Annotated in this window: 17 protein-coding genes; 11 read left to right on the top strand and 6 right to left on the bottom strand. The window is 59.4% G+C overall.

What is annotated here, in order from left to right; all coding sequences use genetic code 11:
• Positions 1-64: 64 nt before the first annotated feature.
• The 3 genes from LO55_RS20510 (at position 65) to LO55_RS20495 (ending at position 4773) form a co-directional block, all read left to right on the top strand.
• The gene (locus LO55_RS20510) at positions 65-1195 is read left to right on the top strand and encodes an acyltransferase family protein (protein WP_071362908.1); all 1131 of its coding nucleotides are present in this window, start codon (positions 65-67) and stop codon (positions 1193-1195) included.
• 54 nt (positions 1196-1249) lie between these two features.
• Positions 1250-2508 (top strand): IS3 family transposase gene (locus tag LO55_RS20500; RefSeq protein WP_229410200.1). Its coding sequence is split into 2 segments (ribosomal slippage): positions 1250-1580 and positions 1580-2508, totalling 1260 coding nucleotides; the frame shifts between segments, so codons are not numbered across the junction.
• A 381-nt stretch (positions 2509-2889) separates the two neighbouring features.
• Positions 2890-4773 carry an ATP-dependent nuclease gene (locus LO55_RS20495; protein WP_083415469.1) on the top strand — a complete coding sequence of 628 codons (1884 nt, stop codon included), beginning with the start codon at positions 2890-2892 and terminating at the stop codon, positions 4771-4773.
• A 164-nt stretch (positions 4774-4937) separates the two neighbouring features.
• Here LO55_RS20495 and LO55_RS20490 read toward each other — a convergent pair whose 3' ends face one another.
• The gene (locus LO55_RS20490; RefSeq protein ID WP_071362906.1) at positions 4938-6005 is read right to left on the bottom strand and encodes a cation efflux transmembrane domain-containing protein; all 1068 of its coding nucleotides are present in this window, start codon (positions 6003-6005) and stop codon (positions 4938-4940) included.
• Positions 6006-6109: 104 nt separating this feature from the next.
• On the bottom strand, positions 6110-6514 hold the full coding sequence (locus LO55_RS20485; RefSeq protein WP_071362905.1) for a MerR family transcriptional regulator: 405 nt from the start codon (positions 6512-6514) through the stop codon (positions 6110-6112).
• 68 nt (positions 6515-6582) lie between these two features.
• Here LO55_RS20485 and LO55_RS20480 point away from each other — a divergent pair, with 68 nt between their 5' ends.
• The 6 genes from LO55_RS20480 (at position 6583) to LO55_RS26015 (ending at position 14143) form a co-directional block, all read left to right on the top strand.
• On the top strand, positions 6583-7830 hold the full coding sequence (locus LO55_RS20480; RefSeq protein ID WP_083415468.1) for a TolC family protein: 1248 nt from the start codon (positions 6583-6585) through the stop codon (positions 7828-7830).
• 3 nt (positions 7831-7833) lie between these two features.
• Positions 7834-9081, top strand: a complete 1248-nt coding sequence (locus LO55_RS20475) for an efflux RND transporter periplasmic adaptor subunit (RefSeq protein WP_071362903.1) — start codon at positions 7834-7836, stop codon at positions 9079-9081.
• A gap of 36 nt (positions 9082-9117) precedes the next feature.
• Positions 9118-12303, top strand: a complete 3186-nt coding sequence (locus LO55_RS20470; RefSeq protein ID WP_071362902.1) for an efflux RND transporter permease subunit — start codon at positions 9118-9120, stop codon at positions 12301-12303.
• Positions 12304-12310: 7 nt separating this feature from the next.
• A complete protein-coding gene (gene lspA / locus LO55_RS20465) occupies positions 12311-12811 on the top strand; it encodes a signal peptidase II (RefSeq protein ID WP_071362901.1) in 501 nt (166 codons plus the stop codon).
• 292 nt (positions 12812-13103) lie between these two features.
• On the top strand, positions 13104-13433 hold the full coding sequence (locus LO55_RS26490; RefSeq protein WP_143054577.1) for a hypothetical protein: 330 nt from the start codon (positions 13104-13106) through the stop codon (positions 13431-13433).
• A 338-nt stretch (positions 13434-13771) separates the two neighbouring features.
• Positions 13772-14143: a CzcE family metal-binding protein gene (locus tag LO55_RS26015; protein ID WP_083415467.1), complete on the top strand. Its 372-nt coding sequence runs from the start codon at positions 13772-13774 to the stop codon at positions 14141-14143.
• Positions 14144-14309: 166 nt separating this feature from the next.
• On the opposite strand, the gene LO55_RS20455 is transcribed toward LO55_RS26015, so the two are convergent.
• The gene (locus LO55_RS20455) at positions 14310-16238 is read right to left on the bottom strand and encodes a cytochrome c/FTR1 family iron permease (protein ID WP_071363898.1); all 1929 of its coding nucleotides are present in this window, start codon (positions 16236-16238) and stop codon (positions 14310-14312) included.
• A 97-nt stretch (positions 16239-16335) separates the two neighbouring features.
• Between LO55_RS20455 and LO55_RS20445 the strand changes: the two genes are divergently transcribed.
• Both LO55_RS20445 and LO55_RS20435 read left to right on the top strand, forming a co-directional pair.
• Positions 16336-17594 (top strand): IS3 family transposase gene (locus tag LO55_RS20445; protein WP_229410200.1). Its coding sequence is split into 2 segments (ribosomal slippage): positions 16336-16666 and positions 16666-17594, totalling 1260 coding nucleotides; the frame shifts between segments, so codons are not numbered across the junction.
• A gap of 191 nt (positions 17595-17785) precedes the next feature.
• A protein-coding gene (locus LO55_RS20435; protein WP_370659615.1) for an IS3 family transposase occupies positions 17786-18936 on the top strand; the annotation gives its coding sequence in 2 pieces (ribosomal slippage) (positions 17786-18029 and positions 18029-18936; 1152 coding nt in all).
• 533 nt (positions 18937-19469) lie between these two features.
• Here LO55_RS20435 and LO55_RS27455 read toward each other — a convergent pair.
• The 3 genes from LO55_RS27455 to LO55_RS20420 form a co-directional block, all read right to left on the bottom strand.
• Positions 19470-19802, bottom strand: a complete 333-nt coding sequence (locus LO55_RS27455) for a four-helix bundle copper-binding protein (RefSeq protein ID WP_083415466.1) — start codon at positions 19800-19802, stop codon at positions 19470-19472.
• A gap of 198 nt (positions 19803-20000) precedes the next feature.
• Complete coding sequence (locus LO55_RS20425; protein ID WP_071362896.1) at positions 20001-23153, bottom strand: efflux RND transporter permease subunit; 3153 nt, start codon at positions 23151-23153, stop codon at positions 20001-20003.
• Positions 23150-24709, bottom strand: a complete 1560-nt coding sequence (locus LO55_RS20420) for an efflux RND transporter periplasmic adaptor subunit (protein WP_071362895.1) — start codon at positions 24707-24709, stop codon at positions 23150-23152. The genes LO55_RS20425 and LO55_RS20420 overlap by 4 nt, the downstream gene beginning before the upstream one ends.
• Positions 24710-24716 lie beyond the last annotated feature (7 nt).

Below are 24716 nucleotides of genomic sequence, written 5' to 3'. Positions count from 1 at the left end.
TTATCAGATCGTTAAGTTTGGTCGGGCCTTAGGATGGGTAAACCTCGACACCCGGACTTCAGCCATGCCAAAGATCACACTGCTTCAGCGCGCGAACCTGTCCGAAGACCAATGGCACTCTATGCTCATTTCGCTTCTGCGAGGCTTGGCTGCGTTGCAAGTTGCGGCAGCTCACCTGCGCGCCCAGGTCTATCCCGGGTTCGGCACCGTCCAGGACCCGTCGCTGGCATTCCAGGGACTGGCCTTCGCTACCGGCTTCGCGTATCTGGCGGTGATCGTATTTTTCGTGCTCAGCGGCTGGCTGGTCGGTGGCAGCCTGCTGAACCGTCTGGATACGCAGCACGCCATCGCGAACTACGCGGTCGACAGGGTAACCCGGCTGTGGATTGTGCTGATACCTACCTTCGGTGCAATGCTCTTGTTTGGTGTGGCGACAGCCACGCTCGATCCTGCGCGACCATCGTTTGCTCTCGATAACGCGTACTCGGCGGCGGCGTTGGTCGGTAACCTCGTCGGGCTACAGAATATCGTCGTGCCTGAGTTCGGCGGGAATTTCCCGTTGTGGAGTCTGTCGAACGAGACCTGGTATTACGTGCTGTTCCCGCTGCTGGTGATGCTGTTTCGCACGCGGTCGACATTTCATCGGCTCCTGATACTGCTGGCGGTCGCCGCAATCGTGCATTTGCTGAACGAAGCGATCCTGCTGTACTTCTCGATCTGGCTCCTGGGGGCAGCATTCTCACGCGTGCGCATTGAATGTGGCCCATTGCTGCGCTGGGCATTATTCCTTGGCCTAGTCGCTGCCGCAGTCTTCATTCGGTTGAAGGGGAAAAGCCACATCGCCGTAGACAGTTTTGTTCAGTACTTGCTGTTCAGCGTGGTCTTTGTGGTCTTCCTGTCGAGCATGCAGTTCCAGCGTGCGCGTGGCCGCCTTACCGACTGGGTGAACCGGGCGGGGCGATTCTTCTCGGAGTTCTCGTTCACCCTGTATGTGCTGCACATTCCGTTTATGCTGGCGTTACTGCATCTTGCTGCTCCATTCTTTGGAGACGGCAAGCTCGATTCACAGAGGCCCATACATATGCTGGTGTATCTGATCCTGTATCTTGTGATTGTTGCCGGCGCTTACCTGTTCCACCTACCGTTCGAAGCCAACACCTACCGTGTTCGAGAATGGCTTGAGATAGCCCCTTGATTCACCAGACACAGTCGATGCTGTATCCTTACGGATAGGAATAAGACTGTGAGTATGACTAGAAACAACCAAACCATCGAGGTCGTGACGGTGTCGGAAGAGCGACGCCGCCGCTGGTCAGTGCAGGAAAAGGCTGCGCTGGTCAAGGAGACGTACGAACCGGGTATGAGCGTATCGTTGGTAGCCCGCAAGCACGGCATCAGTGCCAGCCAGCTGTTCAACTGGCGCAAGCTCGAGCGAGAAGGCGCCCTGGTGGCGGTGCAATCAGGTGAATCGGTCGTGCCAGCAAGCGAGCTGGCGGCGGCACGTGCCCAGATCGCGCAACTGCAGCGCATGCTGGGCAAGAAGACGATGGAGGCGGAGATCCTGCGAGAAGCGGTCGAGCTGGCTCGCGAAAAAAAGTGGATTGCGCGCTCACCCTTATTGGACAAGGACGGGCAGTAAAGCCTGTCTGCGTTGTCCTCGGTGTAGCGCGCTCGCACGTAATTGACCTTCTTGCCCGACCCGTAGACTGGGTCGATAAGCGTACTGTCGTCAAGCTCGATCCTGTAGCCGACGCGATGATTGTCGACGCTGTACGCGCTGAGATTACGGCGCTGCCGACCTACGGCTATCGCCGTGCCGGCGCCTTGGTGAACCGTACGCGAAGCCTGATGGGCTTGCGTCCCGTGAACCACAAGCGAATGTACCGCTTGATGAAGCAGCAGGGGTTGCTGCTGCCGAAATCGCCTAGGCGTAGTGATAGCGGCCGCACTCACGATGGCAAAGTGATGGTAGAGGAATCGAACCAGCGCTGGTGCTCGGACGGCTTCGAAATCGCCTGCGACAACGGCGAGGTGGTCACTGGCGTATTCATGAAGGACTGCTGTGACCGTGAGATCATCGCCTGGCGTGCCTGGATCGGCCGCGGCCTGCCTGGTGAACCGGTGCGTGACATGATGATCGAGGCCGTGGAGACGCGTTTCGGCAGTACCGACGAGCGGGCGATTACCGTTGAGTTCTTGAGTGACAATGGCGGCGCTTTCCGGGCCATCGAAACGCACGCCTTGGCGCATGAACTGGGCATCAAGCCGGTGCACACGCCGGTGAATAGCCCGCAGTCGAACGGCATGGCAGAGAGCTTCGTGAACACGTTTAAGCGTGATTACGTCGGCGGCATGGACCGTGGCAGCGGCGCCGCCGTGTTGGCTCAATTGCCCGACGCATTCAGGCACTTCAACGAGGTGCATCCGCATTCTGCGCTCGGCTACAAGTCGCCACGCATGTTTAGGAAAGAGCGACGCCGTCAGGCTCTGGAAACTGACGCTAACTAAGCATCAGGCCGTGTCCGGGAAAAGCGGGGCAAGATCAGGCTCAAGACGGTTCTGTATGCTCGTGGACGTCCCGTCAGGGCGTAATACTGTAGCAGTGCCGCCGACATGAGGAATGGCTCAGCTAGCTCTCGGGCCATACTTTTATATGGCGGCGCTAGTTGAATTACTGTGCCTCAACAAGGTGGCGCAGACGCCCCGCGCCGGGGCGCAGTCAGGGGCGCCGAGCGCGAGACTTAGCAGAAGAATTAACGAATCACCTAGCACGAATTCACTCTTTCGTTACAAAACGTTGCCATCTGAGAACTTGTCATTATGTATAGTTGTCATTAGTGCAGGCTGCAACCTGCGGAGACGACAACGATATATCGGGGGCGAGCGGGGATGGCAACGGCGAAAAAACTGGCGAACGATGAACAAGAAACTGCACCACGAGCACGTATACACAAACTGACCATCTCGAACTTCCGCTGTATCGGAGAGACTCCAGTAACGATTGAACTGGATGAAATCGTTGTTCTGGTAGGACCGAACAACGCCGGAAAGAGCTCTATCCTGAGGGCTTACGAGGTAGTGATGCAGAGTGGCAAAGCCGGGAATTTACACATCGATGATTTTCCTAATGGCGTTTTGCCTGAGCCTGGCTCCGAGGCTATCCCCACGATCGAGTTAGAAACTGTCTTGTATGAGGACAGCAAGCCGCCAGCCGCGCACTGGATCGACACCAAGCCATCGGGAGAGAGGCATGTGCGGGAACGCTGGACGTGGCGGGAAGAGGGCGCACCGAAGAAGGTGGGGTTCAACGTTGAAAAGGGCAGCTGGGATGACGCGCATGGCCCGTGGGGGGCACCAGGCGTAGCCCAGGTCAATCGGCCGGAGCCCCATCGTATTGAAGCGTTCGATAACCCGGCTACACAAGCCGCAGCGATCGTCGGTCTTCTCGAGGAAGCAATCAAGCAAAGGGTGAAAGAGGTTACCTCGTCCAAAAGCGAGGAGGGGCAAGAGAAGAGTTCATATGAAAAATTGCTAGACTCGGTGAAGACTTTACAAAAGGAAGTGGCTGAAACAGCAGCGAATGCCATCGATGATGTAAAGAAGAGCCTGAACGAATCGCTTGCTGAGGTATTCCCGGGTTACGCAATCACACTGGACGCCCGGGCTGAGGACGACGTAGAGAAAGCGATCTCGTTGTTCAAGAATGCGCCCTCGCTCAGGATGGGCCCAAATGATGGCTATCAGTCGTCCCTTGAACGCCAAGGAAGCGGAGCGCGTCGCACTCTGCTCTGGACAGCGCTTCGGATCCTGGCTGAACACAAACGACTACCAGCCAAAAAGGGGGAAGCGGTGTCCGACCGGCCCCACCTGCTGCTGCTCGACGAGCCTGAAATGTGTCTGCACCCGAACGCTATTCGCGATGCTTGCAATGTCTTGTACTCGCTGCCGGCCACAAAGAAATGGCAGGTGATGGTGACGACGCATTCGCCTGTATTCATCGATCTTTCTCGCGACAACACGTCGATTGTGCGGGTTGAGCGCGATACAGGAGGCAAGGTGACAGGGACGACGATCTATCGCCCGACGAAGGCAAAGTTGAGTGCTGACGAAAAGGAGGAGCTCAAGTTGCTCAACATGTACGATCCGCATGTGGCCGAGTTCTTCTTCGGCGGACGTACGGTTGTGGTAGAGGGTGACACCGAGCATTCGGCATTCAAGGAGATCATCCAGGCAGAAAAGGATCGATTCAAGGACGTGCACGTTGTACGGGCACGTGGCAAGTACACGATCGTGGCGCTGTGCAAGATCCTGAATCAGTTCGGTAACCCTTATGCCGTACTTCACGACGCCGATACCCCGACAATCATCACCAAGAAAGGCGAAGCAAAGAACCCCGCCTGGGCCGCAAACCAGCAGATCAAGGACATTGCAGCGGAAGCGCCAGGTGGCGCAGTCGTCATTGCTTCACTTCCCAACTTCGAGGTTGCCATGTTCGGCAAGCCAGCTAAGGGTGAAAAGCCCTATGCAGCGTGGGAGAAGGTCAGGAAAAATGAGCACGGCAGAGCAAAAGTAAGCCAATTGCTGTCGTGCCTCGTGGAGGGGAAGGGCGTGCCCCCTGCAGGAACCCTCAGGTGGGGAACGCAGGATGAGCTTGGGAGTGCGGTGTCGGTCTATCTAAAAACCTTGGATGTCGTCGACGCTGCAGAAGCGGTCGAAGCTGCTGTCGCTGCGATTGCTGGCGAAGCCGGTAGCCCTGCCGACCAGTCGATCTAACGGACAGCGGAAATTCAGGAACAGGCCGCGGCACGCTATCTCGATATGGGATAGCGCGTGCCATGAAAGCTGTGACCTGACGTGAACAACAGTGCATCAGAAGTACGTTCTTTCGCTGCGTGGCCTCATTCCCCGTTACCAGGCCAGGCCTGTCGGCAGCATGCTCACTTCAGCTTCAGGATGCGACGTGCACCCGAAAGAACGATCACACCAATTATCGTGCCGACAATCAGATCGGGATAAGGCGATTCGGTCCAAGTGACGAGTGCGCCAGCAGCAATCACGCCGATGTTTGCGATGACGTCATTCGCCGAGAAAATATAGCTTGCTTTCATGTGTGCCCCGCGATCGCGTTTCTTTGCGATCAACACCAGGCAGGCAACGTTCGCTACCAGGGCTACCGCGCCAACTCCCATCATCAGGGCCGATTCTGGTTCGCTTCCAAAGAAGGCCCGGCGGACCACTTCACTGAGGGCGCCCAGCGCGAGCACGAGCTGGAGCCAGCCCGCCAGGTGTGCCGCGCGCGTCTTCAGCGCAGCGGCCCTGCCTACCGCGTACAGGGCCAGGCCGTACACAGCGGCGTCCGCAAACATGTCCAATGAATCAGCGACCAAACCGGTTGATTCTGCGGCCAGTCCCCATCCCAGCTCGACCACGAACATGATGGCGTTGATAGCCAGCAGCAGCCTGAGCGTCTTCGCTTCCGACGCGTCGCCGGCCTTGTCTGGACTGGCTTCCTCCTGGGACGAATCCAGTTGCGACCCGATCAGATGGGCGCCGAGCTTGAGTGGGGCCAGCTTCTGAAGGATGGGATCGACTTCTCCCGTATGCGCAACGTGGAGCTGCCGCTGGGCGAGGTCAAAGTTCAGGGACTGAACTCCGCCGACATCCGCCAGTGCCATGCGGATCATGTTCTCCTCGGAAGGGCAGTCCATCTTGGGAATCCCGAGGGTACTCAGCATACGTTTGCTGTGGACTTTCGGCTTGGCTGGATGAGAACCGCGCAACTCGACACCCAGCCGCAAGGGCTGCAGCACCTCCACAAGGGCATCCGCTTTCCCATGGTGAAGCACAGTCACGGTGCGGGCGTTGAGGTCGAAGGCAATGTTGTCGATGCCCGAGACTTTGCCCAAGGCCATCCGAATCAGATTCTCTTCTGAAGGGCAGTCCATCTTGGAGACAAACAGTTCGGTTTCGAGGCGGGCTGCCGCAGGGGTTTGGTTTTGTGTCATGACGATGAGCCTTCGAACAGATATTTTCGAAGGATAAAGCTTCAACCCGCTTCAAGGTCAAGCGTGTTCACCACGTGAGGAGCGGCTCCAGCCGGGGGAGTAATCTATTGCTGAGGTGACAGGGCACCGATGATGCTGCAGTCGGAAAACCGACCGCCCCGGCATGAAATGAGCAAACGGGAAAGGTGGTCCTTCAATAAGTTGAGGTCCCGGATCTTCTGCTCGACTTCGGCAAGATGCTGCTCGGTCAGCGCAGTCACGGCACAGCAGTCGCCATCGCGGTTGTCGGAAAACGCCAGCAGACTACGTACCTGATCGATCGTGAAGCCGATTTCCCGTGCACGGCGAACGAAGCTCAGGCGGGCCACATCCGCGTTGCCGTACAGCCGATAGTTGCTGCCGGTCCGGGATGGGGAATCGAGCAAGCCGATTTTTTCGTAATAGCGAATCGTCGCCGCAGGAGTCTGCGCCGCAGCTGACAGCTGGCCTATCGTAAAAGTGCGTGACATGTGCTTGACCTTAAAGTGGCTTCAAGGTTTATAAAGTTCATTTACCAATCCGTCAAGCGAATTCGATCATGCGCACCAAGATGAACTTCTGTGTCACCGCAGCCTTGCTGGCGATGTGCGCAGCTGTGGGTCCTGCCTTTGCCGAAGGCACGGCACTGACGCTTGCCGACGCCGTTGCAAGAGCCCGCGCCCAGGCGCCGCAATTGCAGAGCGCCGACGCAGCACTGCGGGCCGCAGACGCCAATGTGCGCCTGTCCGGCCTGCGGCCGAATCCGACACTTTCCGTGGAAGCGGAAAATGTGATGGGGTCGGGTCGCTATTCCGGTTTCGGCGGGGGAGAAAAGACGGTTTCGCTGTCGATGCCCCTGGAGCTGGGAGGCAAGCGGGGCGCCCGGCTACGCGTGGCCCAGGCCGAGCGCGCTGCTGCCGACGTTGGTACGCGCTCCGCTGAAGCCGAACTGACGTTCCAGATCACCGAGGCGTTCGTTAACCTTGCCGCCAGTGAGCGCTACCTTGCGATCGCAAAAGCCGGTCATGAGCTGGCCGAACGCGCGCATCACGCGGCACGCGAGCGGGTACGGGCCGGAAAAGCATCTCCCATAGAAGAGCAACGGGCGGACGTGCTACGAATTAATTCCGAGGTTCGCCTGGGAAAGGCAATGCGTGCCGCCGAGCTGGCGCAGAAAACGATCGCACGGCTGACAGGCGCGCCAATGCCGTTCGCGATAGCGTCCGCCTGGTTTGAGCAGATCGAAGGGAGCGAGAAGGCACCGCCGGCGCGGCAGCAGCTGGCGATTGCGACGGCGGAGGCGGAACTGGCCGCTGCAGAGGCTCGCGTCGATGCGGCCAGGCGTGAGCGGATACCGGACGTCACGCTGACCGCCGGCATGCGCCGGTATGGCGAAACCTCCGACAAGGCAGCTGTGCTGGGCCTGTCCGTCCCCCTGCCATTGTTCAACCAGGGCAGCGCCGCGCTTGCGCGGTCCCGGGCGGAATTCGATCGCGCGTCCGCCGTGCGCCGCGCCGTCGTACTGGAAGTCGAACAGTCCACTGCACAGGCAGAAGCCGAGGTGGCCGACGCACTGGCGGCTGCACGCGCCGCCAACGGCCCCGCACTGGCAGCGGCAGAAGAAGCGGCACGTATCGCGAGGATCGGTTATGCCGAGGGAAAATTCCCGCAACTCGAATTGATCGAGGCCGAACGCTCGCTGGCCGAAACCCGCGAAAGCTCGGTCGATGCGCTCGCAGCACTTCATACGGCTCGGGCGCGTCTGGCTCGGCTACAAGGTTCCAACTCTCCAATTTATAAGGACTGACCCATGCAAGCGGTATTCCGATCGGGCCTGTGTGCCGCGATGATCCTCTTGAGCGCATGCTCGCCCAAGCCGGAAACGGCCAGCCGTCAAGAAGCTGCCGAACATGGCGGACAAAGCGCGAATGCCAAAGGCGAACAGGCCGAAAAGGCCGAGAAAGGCGAATCCAGGGGCGAGGCCGGAGAGCGGGGCGAAGCTGCGGAGAAAGAAGGCGGCGAGGCCGAAGCCAAGGAAGACTTTGTCGCGCTGTCGGACCAGCAGATCAAAGCGGCAGGAATCGAGGTCATGCCGGTCCGGCAATCGTTCGCCGGGGCCGTCGAGGCGCCGGCAGTCATCGCGGCGGATCCGAAGCATGCAGCGGTCGTCTCGAGCGCCGTAGGGGGCAGGGTGGTCGAGATCCGGCGCAACCTTGGCGACCCGGTCGCTCGTGGCGACGTGCTTGCCGTGATTGAAAGCCGTGACGTCGCCCAGCTCAGGGCCGACGTCGAGATCGCCAAGCGGCAGTACGAACTGTCGCAGGCCAATTTTGCACGCGAAGAGCGTCTGTACGGCGAAAAAGTCACCTCGCGGCAGGAGTTCGAGATTGCGCGCAATGCCGCGCAAGAAGCACGCACCCGTCTTCGCCTGGCCGAGCAGCAGCTCGCTGCCGCAGGCGCAAGCAGCGGGGGACAGCTCAATCGGTTGATGCTGCGCTCGCCCATCAAGGGCAATGTCACGGCACGACAGATCGCCTTGGGCGACATCGTCGCACCGGACGCCCATCTTTTCGAGGTCGCCGACCTCAACGAGCTGGCTGCCGAACTTTCGCTCTCGCCGGACGACGCTGCCCGCGTCGCCGTGGGCACGACGGTGGACGTGTCGACCGACGGCCGCACGGGCACGGGCCGTATCACGCATGTCTCGCGTGTCCTCGATCCCGCGACCCGCCAGGTACGAGCCATTGCACGCTTGTCGAACGGCCGCGGCGCGTGGCGTATCGGGGAAACGGTCCGGGCATCGATTGCGCTCGAAGGGAGCGCCGGCGGCACGCAACTGGCCATTCCACGGACGGCTGTGCAAACCGTCGAGGACAGGCCCAGCGTATTCGTTCGGGAGAAAGACGGATTCGCGATCAAGCACGTTGTCCTCGGCGGTAACGCGGCCGGCTACGTCAAGGTGATGGGCGGCCTGGAAGGCAACGAACAGGTTGCGGTCAGCAATACGTATCTGCTGAAGGCGGAGCACGGAAAAGGAGAGGCGGGAGACGATGACTGATCTCTTCACTCGACAGCTCCTGAAGGACACCCAACCATGATTGCTCGTATCGTCAACTTTTCCGTTGCGCGGCGGTGGCATGTGCTCATCGCAACAATCCTCCTGTCGATCCTGGGGGCACTTGCGCTGACGCGCCTGCCGATCGACGCAGTACCGGACATCACCAACACCCAGGTGCAGATCAACGTCGTTGCACCTGCGCTCGCGCCGACCGACGTGGAACGGCAGATCACCTATCCGATCGAAACGGCGTTTGCCGGGATACCTGGCCTGGAATCCACCCGGTCGCTGACCAGGCACGGGTTTGCGCAGGTGACTACCGTCTTCAAGGACGGTACGGACATCTATTTCGCGCGCCAGCAGATGGCTGAACGGCTGCGCGCCGTCGAGCGCTCGCTGCCGCCAGGCGCTACCGCAAGCCTGGGCCCGATCGCGACCGGGCTCGGCGACGTCTACATGTGGACGGTCGAATACGCCTCGAAGCCTGCCCCGAAAGCGGGGCCGGCGGCTGGGCTGCAGGCCGATGGCAGCTATGTCACTCTAGAAGGCGAAGTGCTGCGCAGTGCTGCCGAAAAAGCGACTTACCTGCGAACGGTGCAGGACTGGATCGTCGCACCGCAGCTCAAGAATACCGAAGGGCTGGCAGGCGTGGACGTCATTGGGGGCTACGTCAAGCAGTACGTGGTCACGCCCGATCCGCAGCGGTTGGCAGCCCTGGGGATCAGCCTGACCATGCTGGGCGAAGCGCTCGAGCGCAATAACACGAGCGCCGGCGCCGGTGTGGTCGTTCAGAACGGGGAAGCCCTGACGGTCAAGGCCGACGCGCGCATCACGTCAGCCGAGGAACTGGCGAAGACCGTCATCACGACCCGTAGCGACACGCCGGTACTGGTTTCGCACGTCGCCACCGTCGGCATGGGACAGGAAGTGCGATTCGGATCCGCATCCGAAGGCGGGCAGGAGGTCGTCGTCGGTACCGCCGTGATGCGGATCGGGGAGAACAGCCGGACGGTTGCCGCCGCGGTGGATGTCCGCCTGAAAGAGATCGCGCGCTCCTTGCCGCCGGACCTGCTGATCCGGCCCGTGCTTGACCGCACCAGGCTGGTCGATGCCACCATCAAGACCGTGGCGACCAACCTTACCGAGGGTGCGCTGCTGGTGATCGCCGTGCTGTTCGCACTCCTCGGAAACTTGCGCGCGGCACTGATCGCCGCGGCGGTCATCCCGGTCACGATGCTGATGACCTCCGCGGGCATGCTCGAAGCGGGGCTGTCGGCAAACCTGATGAGCCTGGGCGCGCTGGACTTCGGCCTGATTGTCGACGGCGCGGTCATCATCGTGGAAAACGCGCTGCGCCGGATCGCGGAACGCCAGCATGCGACCGGCAGGATATTGACCAAGGTGGAGCGGCTCGAGACCGTCGCCGCCGCCGCACGCGAAATGATCCGGCCAAGCGTCTACGGCCAGGCGATCATCATTCTCGTCTACGTGCCCCTGTTGACGTTCCAAGGGGTGGAAGGCCGGATGTTCGCACCGATGGCGGTGACGGTGATTCTCGCACTGGTCTTCGCTTTCGTCCTCTCGCTCACGTTTGTGCCGGCCGCGATCGCGCTCTGGCTCTCGCGCCATGTCGATGAAAAGGAAAACAAGCTGGTCAAGGCTGTGTCCTCGTCGTACGCACCATGGCTGGACCGTGCTCTCGCACGGCCCAAGCTGACCGGCGTTTTGGCCGCGGTCGGTTTCGCGGGCGCACTCGGCCTGTTCACGACGCTCGGACAGGAATTTCTTCCGACGCTCGATGAGCAGGACGTACTGCTCCAGGTGGCACGCATTCCGGGCACTTCCCTGGAGCAGAGCCAGTCCATGCAGTTTGCGGTGGAGAAGGCGGTCGGCAAGCTGCCCGAGGTGAAGCTGGTGTTTTCAAGAACAGGTACAGCCGAACTGGCAGCCGACCCGATGCCGCCGAACATCACCGATACCTTTGTCATCGTGAAAGACCGCTCGGAGTGGCCGGAACCACGGATGAGCAAGGCCGAGCTGGTCGAAAAGATCGAGAAAGCGGTCGCTGGCATCCCGGGCCAGAACTACGAGCTCACCCAACCGATCCAGATGCGCTTCAACGAGTTGCTGGCCGGCGTGCGTGGCGACATCGCCGTCAAGGTCTATGGCGACGATTTCGACGCCATGCTCCGCACTGCGGAACAGGTCGCGGCAAAACTGCGCGCGGTCGAGGGCGCGGAAGACGTCCGCGTGGAGCAGGTGCAGGGGCTTCCGCTGCTTGATGTCCGGCTGGATCGCGACGCCATGGCACGGGTCGGCCTGACCGCCCAGGACGTGCACGACACCCTGGCCGCAGCCATTGCCGGCCGCGAGGCCGGGTCGATCTATGAGGGGGACAGGCGTTTCGACGTCGTGGTGAAACTGGGCGAAAAGACCCGCAACGATGTGGAAGCCTTGCGCCTGCTGCCGGTGCTGACGCCGAGCGGCAGCTTCGTTCCGTTGGGATCGGTGGCGATACTCGAGACGGCCAAGGGACCGAACCAGATCAGCCGGGAAAACGGCAAGCGCCGCGTGGTCGTCCAGGCCAATGTGCGCGGCCGTGACATTGCCGGCGTCGTCAGCGAGGCGCGCGCAAGTATCGATGCGGACGTGCGGGTACCGGCCGGCGTATGGCTGACCTGGGGCGGGCAGTTCGAGAACCTGGAACGCGCGCGGATGCGCCTGGCCGTCGTGGTACCGGCCTGCTTTGCGCTCATCGTCGTATTGCTGTATTCGGCCGTCGGTTCCTGGCGCGCCGCCGCAGTCGTCTTCACGGGTGTGCCCCTGGCCCTGATCGGCGGGATTGCAGCGCTCTGGCTGCGTGGGCTGCCATTCTCGATTTCGGCCGCCGTCGGATTCATTGCGCTGTCCGGCGTTGCCGTCCTTAACGGACTGGTGATGGCGGGATCGATCGACGACCTGGCGAAACAATTGCCGTGGGCGCAAGCCGTTCGCGAAGGCGCATTGCGGCGGCTGCGGCCCGTGTTGATGACGGCCCTGGTCGCATCACTGGGCTTCGTCCCGATGGCACTGGCGACAGGCGCCGGGGCCGAGGTGCAGCGGCCGCTGGCGACCGTGGTCATCGGTGGGCTGATCTCGGCCACGATCCTGACGCTGTTCGTGCTGCCGACGCTGTACCAGCGCTTTGCCCGCCCGGCAGAGAACGTAGCGGAAGGCATTTGACGGAACCATGGCCAAACATCTTTCACCGCTCTCTGCCGTCCTGGGCGCCGGGCTGATCGCCGCCACCGACCTGGTCACGAAGGCCCAGGTCGTGGATCGGCTGGCCTACGGCCAGCAGGTTGAGCTGCTGCCGTCGTTGAACATCGTCCATGTTATCAACCAGGGAGCGGCTTTTGGCCTTCTCGCCACGGCGGGCGGGTGGCAACGTTACCTGTTCATCTTTGTGGCCGTGCTGGCGTCGGTATTGATCATTCAAATGATCAGGAAGCCGGCGGCGACGGCCACGGAGAGAGCAGCATTGGCGCTCATACTTGGCGGTGCAATTGGAAACCTGGTCGACCGCACCGCACGCATGGGCGTTGTCGACTGGATTGACCTATATGCGGGCACGTACCACTGGCCAGCATTCAACATCGCCGATATCGGCATCACTGTTGGTGCGGCGGTCATCGTTTTGCATGCACTGTTCGGTTCCTCCTCAGCGGCCTCGGCGCCAGACAAAACGTGATTATCGATATCCTCAGCGACCGGCCTTGCCTGTTTGCGCGTCTGGCCGAATTTTATTTTTACAGTTCGTCTTTGCGCTAATCCGCACCATTGACGCAGTTCAGGACGAAGTTTTTCCAGCAAAGCGCCTAAACGAACATTGAGCTGGCCGGGAGCACCCAAGCAGTAATGTGGATATTTTTGCACTATAGTACATCACAACGCGACCCTGTCTATGCTGATACCACGTTCTTGAACGGGTGGATGGACCGCACACAGTCAGCCGAGATAGCCTGACAAGCAATTGAAATTGAATGAAGAAAGTCCTCCTCGTCCTGCTCATCGCTCTTTTGCCGCTTCAGTCAGTCTGGGCGGCAGGCGGCTGCGTTGTACTTGCCAAGTATTCTTCAGTTGATTTGTCAGTCGGTCTCAATGGCGTCAGCGATGTCCATGAGCAGGATACGGTTGGTCTGTACGAGCAAGGTTGCGGCCTGCTCTGTACGACCGTATGTGACCTCCCGCAATTCGATACATCGTCGCGCATGAAGGACGACTTCCTTCGGCCGATTTCACTTCCCGTCCCGCCTTTTGCCTCCTCCTTGTATCAATCCCCAGTATTCGACAGTCCGATCCGACCCAAGTAGCACGTTCCTGAGCATTGCTTGGCATGTAGCGAGTTCTTGTCAGAGGGCAAGGGAGAGCGCATGACGAGCATACGCGCCAACCTTGCTGATTTGGCGTGGCTCGCGGCTGGGAACCGTCCTGACCCTATTGCTTTGATTCCGGTCGCGGTTTTCGCTTGATTACCTGCATTGATCACGCCCCGGCACTGCGGGGCTCTGCGTGTACGTATCGTGCGTGGAATACCCGGCAACGCGATTGGTCGCCGCGCGAGTGCAAGTCGCCAGCTAGCTGGACTCCAGCAGGCTAGTCCAATTTTCTCATCTATACGATTTACTGATCAATAAAAAAGGAAACAGCAATGAAACCGAACCTGTCTTATGTATTCGCTTTGTCATTCTTTGTGTTTGCCAGCACTTCAGCGCCTCTGGCCGCGCAAGCCATGCCGGCTGCCAAAGACGGCAACTCGCAAGTACAGCCACGAGCCGGTCGCGAGGCGCCACATGGCTATGAATCGGCTGGCACACCTGATCGGGTCATCAAGCTTGGAACAGGCAAGACCAGGTCCGTACGAGTACACCGGCTCGAAACGGTACGCATCGTCGATGGCGAACGCAGTATCACCTGGACATTCGATACGCTGGGTCTGCCCTTGATCCCACTGTCGAAACTCCTGCCCGGCGCGGCAGATATAACGATCTACGTGGAGGAGAATCCGATGTATGCAAATTGAATTCAAGTATTCATACATGTCAGCTTGATTAACGAGTAGGTCCGGTCGGCGACGATTACGACGCCGACCGGACCCGCCAAGTTCCTGGCTTTCAAGCTGGAGGCGCAACAAACAGAATCTCCAGCACCCGGCCGCGCATGCTCCGCCGGCCGGACGTATCCCGACGCTATTTGCGGGCTTTTTGAAGATTAAGACCGAAGCCTAGCCCGGTCGCAAGAAGCAGGGCTGCCTGCGCGATGTAGGTCTGGACGGTCGGGTAAATGCCAAGAACAGGCAAGCGCGGCCCCTGTATTGGCGTGGCCATCAACCACCCGGCTTCCTGCAGGCCTGCGATCCCCTTGCCGACCAGGACAACTGCCAGAGCGGCGACCAATACTGAACTGTATGAAAAGAACTTACCGATAGGCATGCGTGCGCTCGTGCGCAGGAATATGACGGCAAGAATCGACAGCAGGACCAAGCCCGTTACGAATCCTCCCATCAGGGCAGGGCCGTTGCCGTCGGCTGCAAGCGCTGAATAGAACAGGACCGTTTCGAAGACCTCACGGTACACCGCGATGAAGGCCAGGGCAAACATGGCCCATGCCGAGCGCTTTTCCATCGCTGCCGTGAGATGCTGCTTCAGGTAGGCCTGCCACTGTCCAGCCTGGCTTTTCTGGTGCATCCACAGGCCGACCGACAGCAGTACCGCCGCCGCGAAGAGCGAGGACAGACCTTCTGTCACCTCACGGCTGGCGCCACTGATACTGACCACGTACGTGGCTACCAGCCAGGTCAGCGCGCCCCCGGCCAATGCCGAGATCCAGCCCGCATGCACGTAGCGCAGCGCCTGGGGACGTTCTGCTTTGCGCAGGAACGCAACCATGGCGATCACGATCAGCAAGGCCTCGACACCTTCGCGCAGGAGAATGGTCAGCGCGCCCACGAACACCGTTGTGGCATCAGTCTTTTTGGCGCCTGTTACATTTTCGACCCGTATGAAGTACGCGTCCAGTTGCTGTGCGTATCCGCTTGCGCCTTCCACGTCACCCCGCGCGACTGCGCCCCGGTACAATTGCATCGTTCGCTCGACATCGACCAGGAGTTGGCGGTCGGTCGCGTCCAGCGTCGCCTCGAGTGGCTCGAAGCCGTCCAGATAGGCCGACAAGGCAAGATCGGTGGCGGCCGCGCGCTGGCCATTCTTCAAAGCGCCCAGGCTCTCTTGCAGCAGCTTGCGCGCAAGGGCGATCCCCTTGCGTTCCTGCTGTTCCCGGACAATGTCGGGGTGAGTGCGCGCGTACGCCTGCGCTGCTCGCGCAGTGGCTGGTGGCATAGCCTTCGCCAGCTCCTCTTCGCTCGTCGTGACAAGGGCGGTCATGTCAGGAAGCGCCGCGCCGGGGGCTTCATCTCGTGCGAATGCAGCCTTCCCCGCTTCAATGTCGGCGTCCTTGAAAGACAGGGAACCGACAAAGAACGCCAGGGACCAGCGGTCGTGCTCGGACAAGTTGGCAAACGCCGGCATCGACGTGCCGTCGACACCCTGGCTGATCACCTGGTAAAGGGCCATGAGAGAACGGGAGCGAGCCCTTTCCTCATCTGTAAAGGCGATCGGCTTCGGGTCGAGCGTTGCCGGAAGAGCGCCGTCGCCGGCGCCGTTCGCGCCGTGGCATGAAGCGCATTGCGCCTGGTACAGCGCGGCGCCACGGGCCAGGTCGGGCATGGCGCGCGGTGCTACAGGAAAGGGATACGCCTGAAGGAGCAGCCGGTTCGCTTCCCGGGCAAGCTGGCCCACACGCTGAGGGCTGTCTTTGCGTTCGACCGCGTCCTTCAGACTTGCGGTAGCTGCGGCCAGTTCCGAGTGCAATGGATGAGGAGGCAAGGACTGCACCTGACTCTGCGCCCGCGCCGTGAACTCCCGCATTTCTCCGTACTCAGCTCCACTGATGACCGCTCCATTCTGGACGGCGCCGGGGTAGTCTACAGCGACATAATCGAGCAACTGCCAGAGCTGCCTGACCTGCGGTTCGGACAATTTGGATTCTGCATGTGCCGTGCCAGCCAGGAAGCTGCCGAGAGCCGCGACGTAAATGAACCAACGCCAAATGGGGTACTTCATAATGAAAAACCTGACCAAATGTAGAGGTGAGATAGCCCCTTGATTCACCAGACACAGTCGATGCTGTATCCTTACGGATAGGAATAAGACTGTGAGTATGACTAGAAACAACCAAACCATCGAGGTCGTGACGGTGTCGGAAGAGCGACGCCGCCGCTGGTCAGTGCAGGAAAAGGCTGCGCTGGTCAAGGAGACGTACGAACCGGGTATGAGCGTATCGTTGGTAGCCCGCAAGCACGGCATCAGTGCCAGCCAGCTGTTCAACTGGCGCAAGCTCGAGCGAGAAGGCGCCCTGGTGGCGGTGCAATCAGGTGAATCGGTCGTGCCAGCAAGCGAGCTGGCGGCGGCACGTGCCCAGATCGCGCAACTGCAGCGCATGCTGGGCAAGAAGACGATGGAGGCGGAGATCCTGCGAGAAGCGGTCGAGCTGGCTCGCGAAAAAAAGTGGATTGCGCGCTCACCCTTATTGGACAAGGACGGGCAGTAAAGCCTGTCTGCGTTGTCCTCGGTGTAGCGCGCTCGCACGTAATTGACCTTCTTGCCCGACCCGTAGACTGGGTCGATAAGCGTACTGTCGTCAAGCTCGATCCTGTAGCCGACGCGATGATTGTCGACGCTGTACGCGCTGAGATTACGGCGCTGCCGACCTACGGCTATCGCCGTGCCGGCGCCTTGGTGAACCGTACGCGAAGCCTGATGGGCTTGCGTCCCGTGAACCACAAGCGAATGTACCGCTTGATGAAGCAGCAGGGGTTGCTGCTGCCGAAATCGCCTAGGCGTAGTGATAGCGGCCGCACTCACGATGGCAAAGTGATGGTAGAGGAATCGAACCAGCGCTGGTGCTCGGACGGCTTCGAAATCGCCTGCGACAACGGCGAGGTGGTCACTGGCGTATTCATGAAGGACTGCTGTGACCGTGAGATCATCGCCTGGCGTGCCTGGATCGGCCGCGGCCTGCCTGGTGAACCGGTGCGTGACATGATGATCGAGGCCGTGGAGACGCGTTTCGGCAGTACCGACGAGCGGGCGATTACCGTTGAGTTCTTGAGTGACAATGGCGGCGCTTTCCGGGCCATCGAAACGCACGCCTTGGCGCATGAACTGGGCATCAAGCCGGTGCACACGCCGGTGAATAGCCCGCAGTCGAACGGCATGGCAGAGAGCTTCGTGAACACGTTTAAGCGTGATTACGTCGGCGGCATGGACCGTGGCAGCGGCGCCGCCGTGTTGGCTCAATTGCCCGACGCATTCAGGCACTTCAACGAGGTGCATCCGCATTCTGCGCTCGGCTACAAGTCGCCACGCATGTTTAGGAAAGAGCGACGCCGTCAGGCTCTGGAAACTGACGCTAACTAAGCATCAGGCCGTGTCCGGGAAAAGCGGGGCAAGATCAGAGGAGTCTTTCATCTAATACCTTCAAGCTACTTGAAGGTCAAGCCATTTCGACCTCAGTTCTAACCGCTAAGCGGAACCTCGGCTGACTTCGATTGAATCGCCACCACTTCACTAGATATTTCTGAGCCATAATTCTAGGCAAAGGAGTCAACATGAGTGGAAAGCGGTACACGGAAGAATTCAAGATCGCGGCGGTCAAGCAAGTGACCGATCGTGGGCACCCAGCGGCCGAGGTAGCCGAGCGGCTTGGGGTGAGCATTCATAGCATCTATGCCTGGACGAAGCATTACAGCGTCCCTGAGGATGAGCGCAAGGCACAGGACGCACAGGCCGACGAGGTAAAACGCCTGAAGGCCGAGCTCAAGCGCGTCACCGAGGAGCGCGACATCCTGCGAAAGGCCGCGGCGTACTTTGCCAAGACGTCAGGGTAAGGTACGCCTTTATTCATCAGCATCAAGCGATGTTTTCGGTTCAGCGCATGTGCAAGATGCTGAAACTTCATCCCAGCGGTTACTACGCTTGGCGCGTTAATCCCGAAAGCCTGCGTGCAAAGGAAAATCGGCGCCTGCTTGGACACATCAAGCAGTTGTGGCTGGAAAGCGGCGCGGTGTATGGGTATCGCAAGATCTTCGACGATCTGCAAGAGCTCGGCGAACGGTGCGGCATCAATCGGGTTCATCGCCTGATGCGCACCGAAGGAATTCGATCTCAAACTGGCTACGCCAAGCGCAAGTATAAAAACGATGGAGCGCCTTCTGTCGTGGCGCCCAACCATTTGCAGCGCCAATTCGATGTGATCGAGCCAAACAAAGTCTGGGTAACGGACATTACGTACCTGCGCACTTACGAAGGCTGGCTATACCTAGCCGTGGTGATCGACTTGTTTTCACGGCAGGTCATCGGTTGGTCGATGAGTTCGCGTATCGACAAAGAGCTGGCGATGAGTGCCTTATTGATGGCGGTATGGCGTCGAAAACCGACGACCGAGGTTCTGGTGCATTCCGATCAAGGAAGTCAATTCAGCAGTTGCGACTGGCGCGACTTCCTCGAATCACACAACCTGGTACAGAGCATGAGCAGGCGCGGTAACTGCCACGTCAACGCAGTTGCCGAGAGCTTTTTTCAACTGCTGAAAAGAGAGCGAGTTCGCCGCAAGGTCTATGCGACACGCGATGAGGCTAGGCAGGACATCTTCGACTACATCGAGATGTTCTACAATCCGAAGCGGCGCCACAGCTTCAATGAACGACTGTCGCCAGTCGAGTTTGAAAAGCAGCATTTTTTACGGCTGCAGAGTATCTAGGAAAATGGTGGCGATTCAGTACGTTCTCCGGTACACCAAACGGCTCACCTGCCTGCGACTGCAATCCGCTGGTGATCTGAGTGGCTACGGGAAGCTACGATTGATCGGTTCCTGCTTGGCCTCGAAGTCGATCAATTACGTCGCCAGCCGTATCGCTTCTGCGTACTACAACTTCCAGTGCCCGGAGCAGATGCTCAGCCACCTCCATGTCCTCGTTCGCGTACGCTCGCTGAAGGAGTTCAGCTAGACAGTTTTCGAACGTCTGGTCGTTGGCATTCACGTCGCGCTCCTCCAATAGGGTTGCCTAAGTGGAGACACCTGAGGTCTTGCACATCGCGGCCGTACAGCCCGCGGGGCTCTTGCTTTTTTGCGACAGGTTCGGCGTGCCAGCCCTGAACATGGCATGTAAATGACTGACCACCGAACTTTTACAATCGAAGCAGAGCCTTATCGCCTACGTCTCATCACTACATCTGATTGATGAAGCCCAATGATCTGGGCACGCTGTGATGGCGTCTGCAGTTCCAGGAAAATTATGCCGCCGCCATTTGGCGGCACTCAGCTGCGCAGCGTCGGCACGCGTCAGCACATGCCTTGCAATGCTCTTCCTGGTGCTTGCTGCACTCGTCGGCGCACAGGTCGCAAACTGCGGCGCAGGCTTCGCATAGCGCCTTGGCAGCTTCTCCACCACGGGCCATCACGCCAGCGGCGAGTCGGCAGATTTGCGCGCAGTCGACGGTGAGGCTAATGCACCGCGCCATACCTTGGACATTGTTCTCGCTCAAGCACGCACCTGCACACATATCGCAGGCGTCTGCGCAGTCATTACAGGCTTCAACGCACGAGGAATACTGTTGGTTCTGCATGGTAGTTCTCCTTTGAGATTGATTGATAAACAAAATGCCTCTATCAGGACAAGGCAGCTTGTTGGCATCCCTAGGAGATTCGCCGCTGCTCTAGATCTGACTTTTGGGTGGGACGGCGCTAGTAGCACCGCCCATCATCTATTTCAACCGATCTTCCGCTTGCGTAAAAGTCGTTAGCAGACAACCAAGGCACATGCGCTATGCGTGTGCTGCCTTGGCAGCTACGCGGCGAATTTCTCGGCGGCGCATCATGAGGTAAACGACTGGCACCACGAACATTGACAGCAGCGGGGCAGTGATCATTCCACCGACCATTGGAGCGGCAATACGTTGCATGATTTCCGAACCGGTGCCGCCGGCGACCATGATCGGTATGAGGCCGGCGATGATCACTGCGACGGTCATGGCCTTCGGGCGTACCCGCAACACCGCTCCTTCGCGAATGGCATCAACCAGGTCTGCTTCTGAAGATTTGCCCGCGGCAATACGGTCTTCCCATGCATGCTTCAAGTAGAGCAGCATGATGACGCCGAACTCGGCCGCAACGCCCGCCAAGGCAATGAAGCCGACCGCACTGGCAACGGAGAGATGATGCCCCAGCGCCCATAGCAGCCAGATGCCGCCGGCAAGGGCGAATGGCAACGTCGCCATGATCAATACCGCCTCGTCAAAACGCTTAAAGGTCAGGTATAGCAAGACGAAGATGATCAATAGCGTGGCCGGAACCACCACTTTAAGTTTTGCACTGGCGCGCTCCATGTATTCAAACTGCCCGGACCAAGACACCGAATAGCCAGCGGGTAGCTTGACCTTGGCGCCTACCGCCTTCTGCATATCCCGGACAACCGAGTTCATGTCCCGGCCGCGGATGTCGACATAAATCCAACCAGATAAACGCGCGTTCTCGCTTCTGAGCATTGGCGGCCCGTCGGTAATTCGAATCGTCGAGACGTCGCCCAAGCGAATCTGCGCGCCCTGCGGCGTAAGCACAGGGAGCTGACGCAATTTTTCGACCGAATCGCGATACTCGCGCGGATAGCGCAAGTTAATAGGGAAGCGCTGCAAGCCTTCGACCGTCTCGCCAATGTTGTCGCCGCCAATTGCAGAGGACACGATACTCTGAACATCAGCGATGTTCAGCCCATAGCGTCCAGCTGCATCCCGGTCGATGTTCACGTCAATGTAGCGACCACCGCTAAGGCGCTCGGCGAGAGCGGAAGACACGCCAGGGACCCCTTTGACGATCGTTTCGATTTCTCCTGCGATTCGGTCAATGACTTGCAGGTCCGTTCCCGCAACTTTGACACCGACTGGGCTCTTGATCCCTGTCGCCAGCATGTCGATACGGTTTCGGATCGGCGGTACCCAAATGTTGGACAAACCCGGGACCTTGACCACGCGGTCGAGCTCCTCGATCAGCTTGTCGGGCGTCATGCCCGGTCGCCACTGATCACGTGGTTTGAACTGGATGGTCGTTTCGAACATTTCCAGTGGAGCTGGATCGGTCGCCGTTTCCGCACGTCCGGCCTTGCCGAAGACGCTTTGCACTTCGGGAACGGTTTTGATCAAGCGATCGGTCTGCTGCAGCAGCTGCGAAACCTTGCCGGCAGACAGGCCCGGCAGCGCCGACGGCATGTACAAAAGGTCGCCTTCATCCAACGGGGGCATGAACTCACCTCCGAGGCGGGTCATCGGCAGAACGGTAATGGCGACCACCACCGCAGCAGCCACCAACGTAGCCTTTGGAGACTTGAGCACAGCCTCGAGAAGCGGGCGGTATAGCGCAATTAACAGCCGGTTAAGCGGGTTCTTATGTTCGTCTGGAATACGGCCACGGATCAGGTAGCCCATCAAGACAGGAATCAAGGTTACTGCCAGCCCCGCGGCCGCGGCCATTGCATACGTCTTCGTGAATGCCAGGGGAGAAAACAGCCTGCCTTCCTGCGCTTCCAGCGTAAATACGGGAATGAAAGACAGAACAATGATCAAGAGTGAGAAGAACAGGGCCGGGCCGACCTCGGCGGCGGCGTCGCCAATGACTCTCCATCGCTCTTCTCCCTGCAAAGTCTTGCCTGGATGACGGTGGTTCCACGCTTCTAGGTGCTTGTGCGCATTCTCGATCATCACCACTGCCGCGTCGACCATCGCGCCGACCGCGATTGCAATTCCGCCTAGTGACATGATGTTGGCATTGACGCCCTGGTAGTGCATCACGATGAAGGAGATCAGGATGCCGATCGGCAGAGTGACGATAGCAACCAGCGCCGAGCGCAAATGGAAGAGGAAGATCGCGCAGACGACAGCCACGACAATAAATTCCTCAATCAGCTTTTCCTGCAGATTCGCGACAGCGCGGGTGATCAAGGCGGAGCGATCATAGGTGGGGATGATCTCGACACCGGCGGGCAAGCTCGCTTTCAGCGATTCGAGCTTCGTCTTGACGGCTTCGATCGTCTCGAGCGCGTTCTTCCCTGAGCGCATGACGATCACGCCGCCAGCTACCTCGCCTTCACCATTAAGCTCGGCAATACCCCGCCGCATCTCGGGCCCTAGCTGGATATGGGCGACATCACCCAACCGAACCGGAATGCCGCCGGCGGCGACCATGAGCGGATTCTTGCGAAAATCCTCGAGAGACTGGAGGTAACCGGTGGCCCGCACCATGTATTCGGCTTCACCGAGCTCGAGGACGGATCCACCAGCTTCCTGGTTCGCTTTCTGTACCGCTTCGATTGCCATCCCGTGCGCCACGTTGTACGCACGCATTTTTTCTGGATCGAGCACGATCTGATACTGACGCACCATACCGCCAAGGCTTGCAACTTCTGAGACGTTTGCAACAGTCTTCAGCTCGTACTTGAGGAACCAGTCTTGCAAGGCACGTAGCTGGGACAAATCGAGCTTGCCGGTGCGATCGACGAGCGCATATTCATAAACCCAGCCGACGCCGCTCGCGTCGGGTCCGAGCGACGGTTTCGCCTGTGGCGGCAGGCGGGATTGGACCTGACTGAGATACTCGAGCACGCGGGAGCGCGCCCAGTACGGATCGGTCCCGTCTTCGAACAGGATGTAGACGAACGAGTCCCCGAAGAAGGAGTACCCGCGAACGGTGTTGGCTCCAGGAACCGACAACATCGTGGTTGTCAGCGGATAGGTAACCTGGTTCTCCACGATCTGCGGAGCCTGGCCCGGGTAGGGGGTGCGAATGATCACCTGTACATCAGACAGGTCTGGTAGTGCGTCGAGCGGGGTTTTCTGAACCGACCATATGCCCCACCCAGTGATGGCCAAAGTCGCCAGCAGAACCAGAAAACGATTGGCGATGGACCAGCGAATCAGCTTGGCAATCATTTCTTCGAGCCCTTCATTGTGCCCATGTTCGATTGGCCGATCTTCGAGATGTCGACGATTTCGTAAGCACCATCCTTGGTTTGCTTGAACCTGAAGCTCACGCTGTCACCAACGGCGACAGGGTAGGGTGCAGCACCTGCTGGCACCTTGAAGCCCATCGTCATCGCTGGCCATTGCACGCTAGGGACCGGGCCGTGCGAAATAGTGATCTCTTCCTTCTGGATGCTTTCGATCTTTCCTTCGCCACGATGGGTTGCATCGGCCGGTTTCGCCTCGGGAGACGCCCCGGCGTCACCCAAACGCGTTTCCGTCGCCCTCAGGCTAGATTCCGAATCGATAAGAAACTGGCCAGACACAACAACTTGTTGTCCTGCTTCCAGTCCCTTGACAATTTCAGTGCGGCCATTCGTTTCAACCCCAGTTTCGACCTCGACTGGCTTAAATTTTCCATCGCCCAGAGACACCATCACGACACTGCGTTTGCCAGTTCGGATAAGGGACTCAGACGGCACCGTCAAGGCGGCAGTACGCGCCGCAGGTGTGAAGTTCACGGTAGCGAACATGCCTGGTACCAGCTTATTGCCGGGGTTTGCCAATTCCACTCGTGCGTTTAAAGTGCGTGTTGTTGGGTCAACCTCAGGGAGGATAGCGCTGACTTTCCCTTTTAGTACTAGCCCCGGTAAAGCGGTTGTCCTAGCCTCGACCAGCGCGCCCGGCCGGACATGTGAGGCGAGCGATTCAGGAACGTTTGCGTTGACCCATACGGTGGCCAATCCGTTGAGTTTGAACAGAGGAGCGCCTGAGCTGACAGTCATGCCCTCGCGTGCAGTCAGCTCGGAGACCACTCCGCTGATCGGCGCGCTAATGGTAATGCGCGGTTGCACCCGTCCACTGTCGGTCACGCGTCCGATCTGATCCTCGGTCATTCCAGCCAAGCGCATCCTCTGACGGGAAGCATCGACCAGTCCGCCGGGAGCGCTCGGCCCCATTTTTCGCGCGGCCAGGTACTCCTCTTGAGCCGCAACCCAATCCGGAACGTACAGCGCTGCCAGAGCCTGCCCTTTCTTGACGGGATCAAGGGGCGCCCGCACGAACAATCTCTCGACATAGCCTTCGGCGCGCGCTTGAACGAGCTCTGCGTTACGCTCGTTGTAGGCCACGCTGCCAACCGCCTCGACGGTCGGGGCAAGAGTCTCGGATGTCACTTCCGCCACCCGGATCCCCAGGTTCTGCTGAACACGCGGGCTGATCGATACAGATCCGTCGTCGCTAACTTCGTCCGCATATACCGGGACGAGTTCCATATCCATGAAGGGCGATTTGCCTGGCTTATCAAACTTTTGCCCTGGAACCATTGGATCGTGCCAGTAGAGCACCTTCCGTCCCGTGGCGGGATCGGTATTCTGGTCGACTTGTGTCTTTGGGCCAGAAGCGGCGCTGCCCATGGGCGCGCTCATTTTCATCCCATTTTGCATGCCCAGGTGATACAGGCCATAGCCGCCTGCTCCCACAACAGCCACAAGCAGCGCGGCTATAACGATCGGTTTGAGTTTCATATTGAGT

Source organism: Massilia timonae, from assembly GCF_001866515.1.
Taxonomy (GTDB): Bacteria; Pseudomonadota; Gammaproteobacteria; order Burkholderiales; family Burkholderiaceae_D; genus Telluria; species Telluria timonae.
Note: the sequence above shows the minus strand (reverse complement) of the source record. Positions and strands in the feature narration are given on the sequence as shown.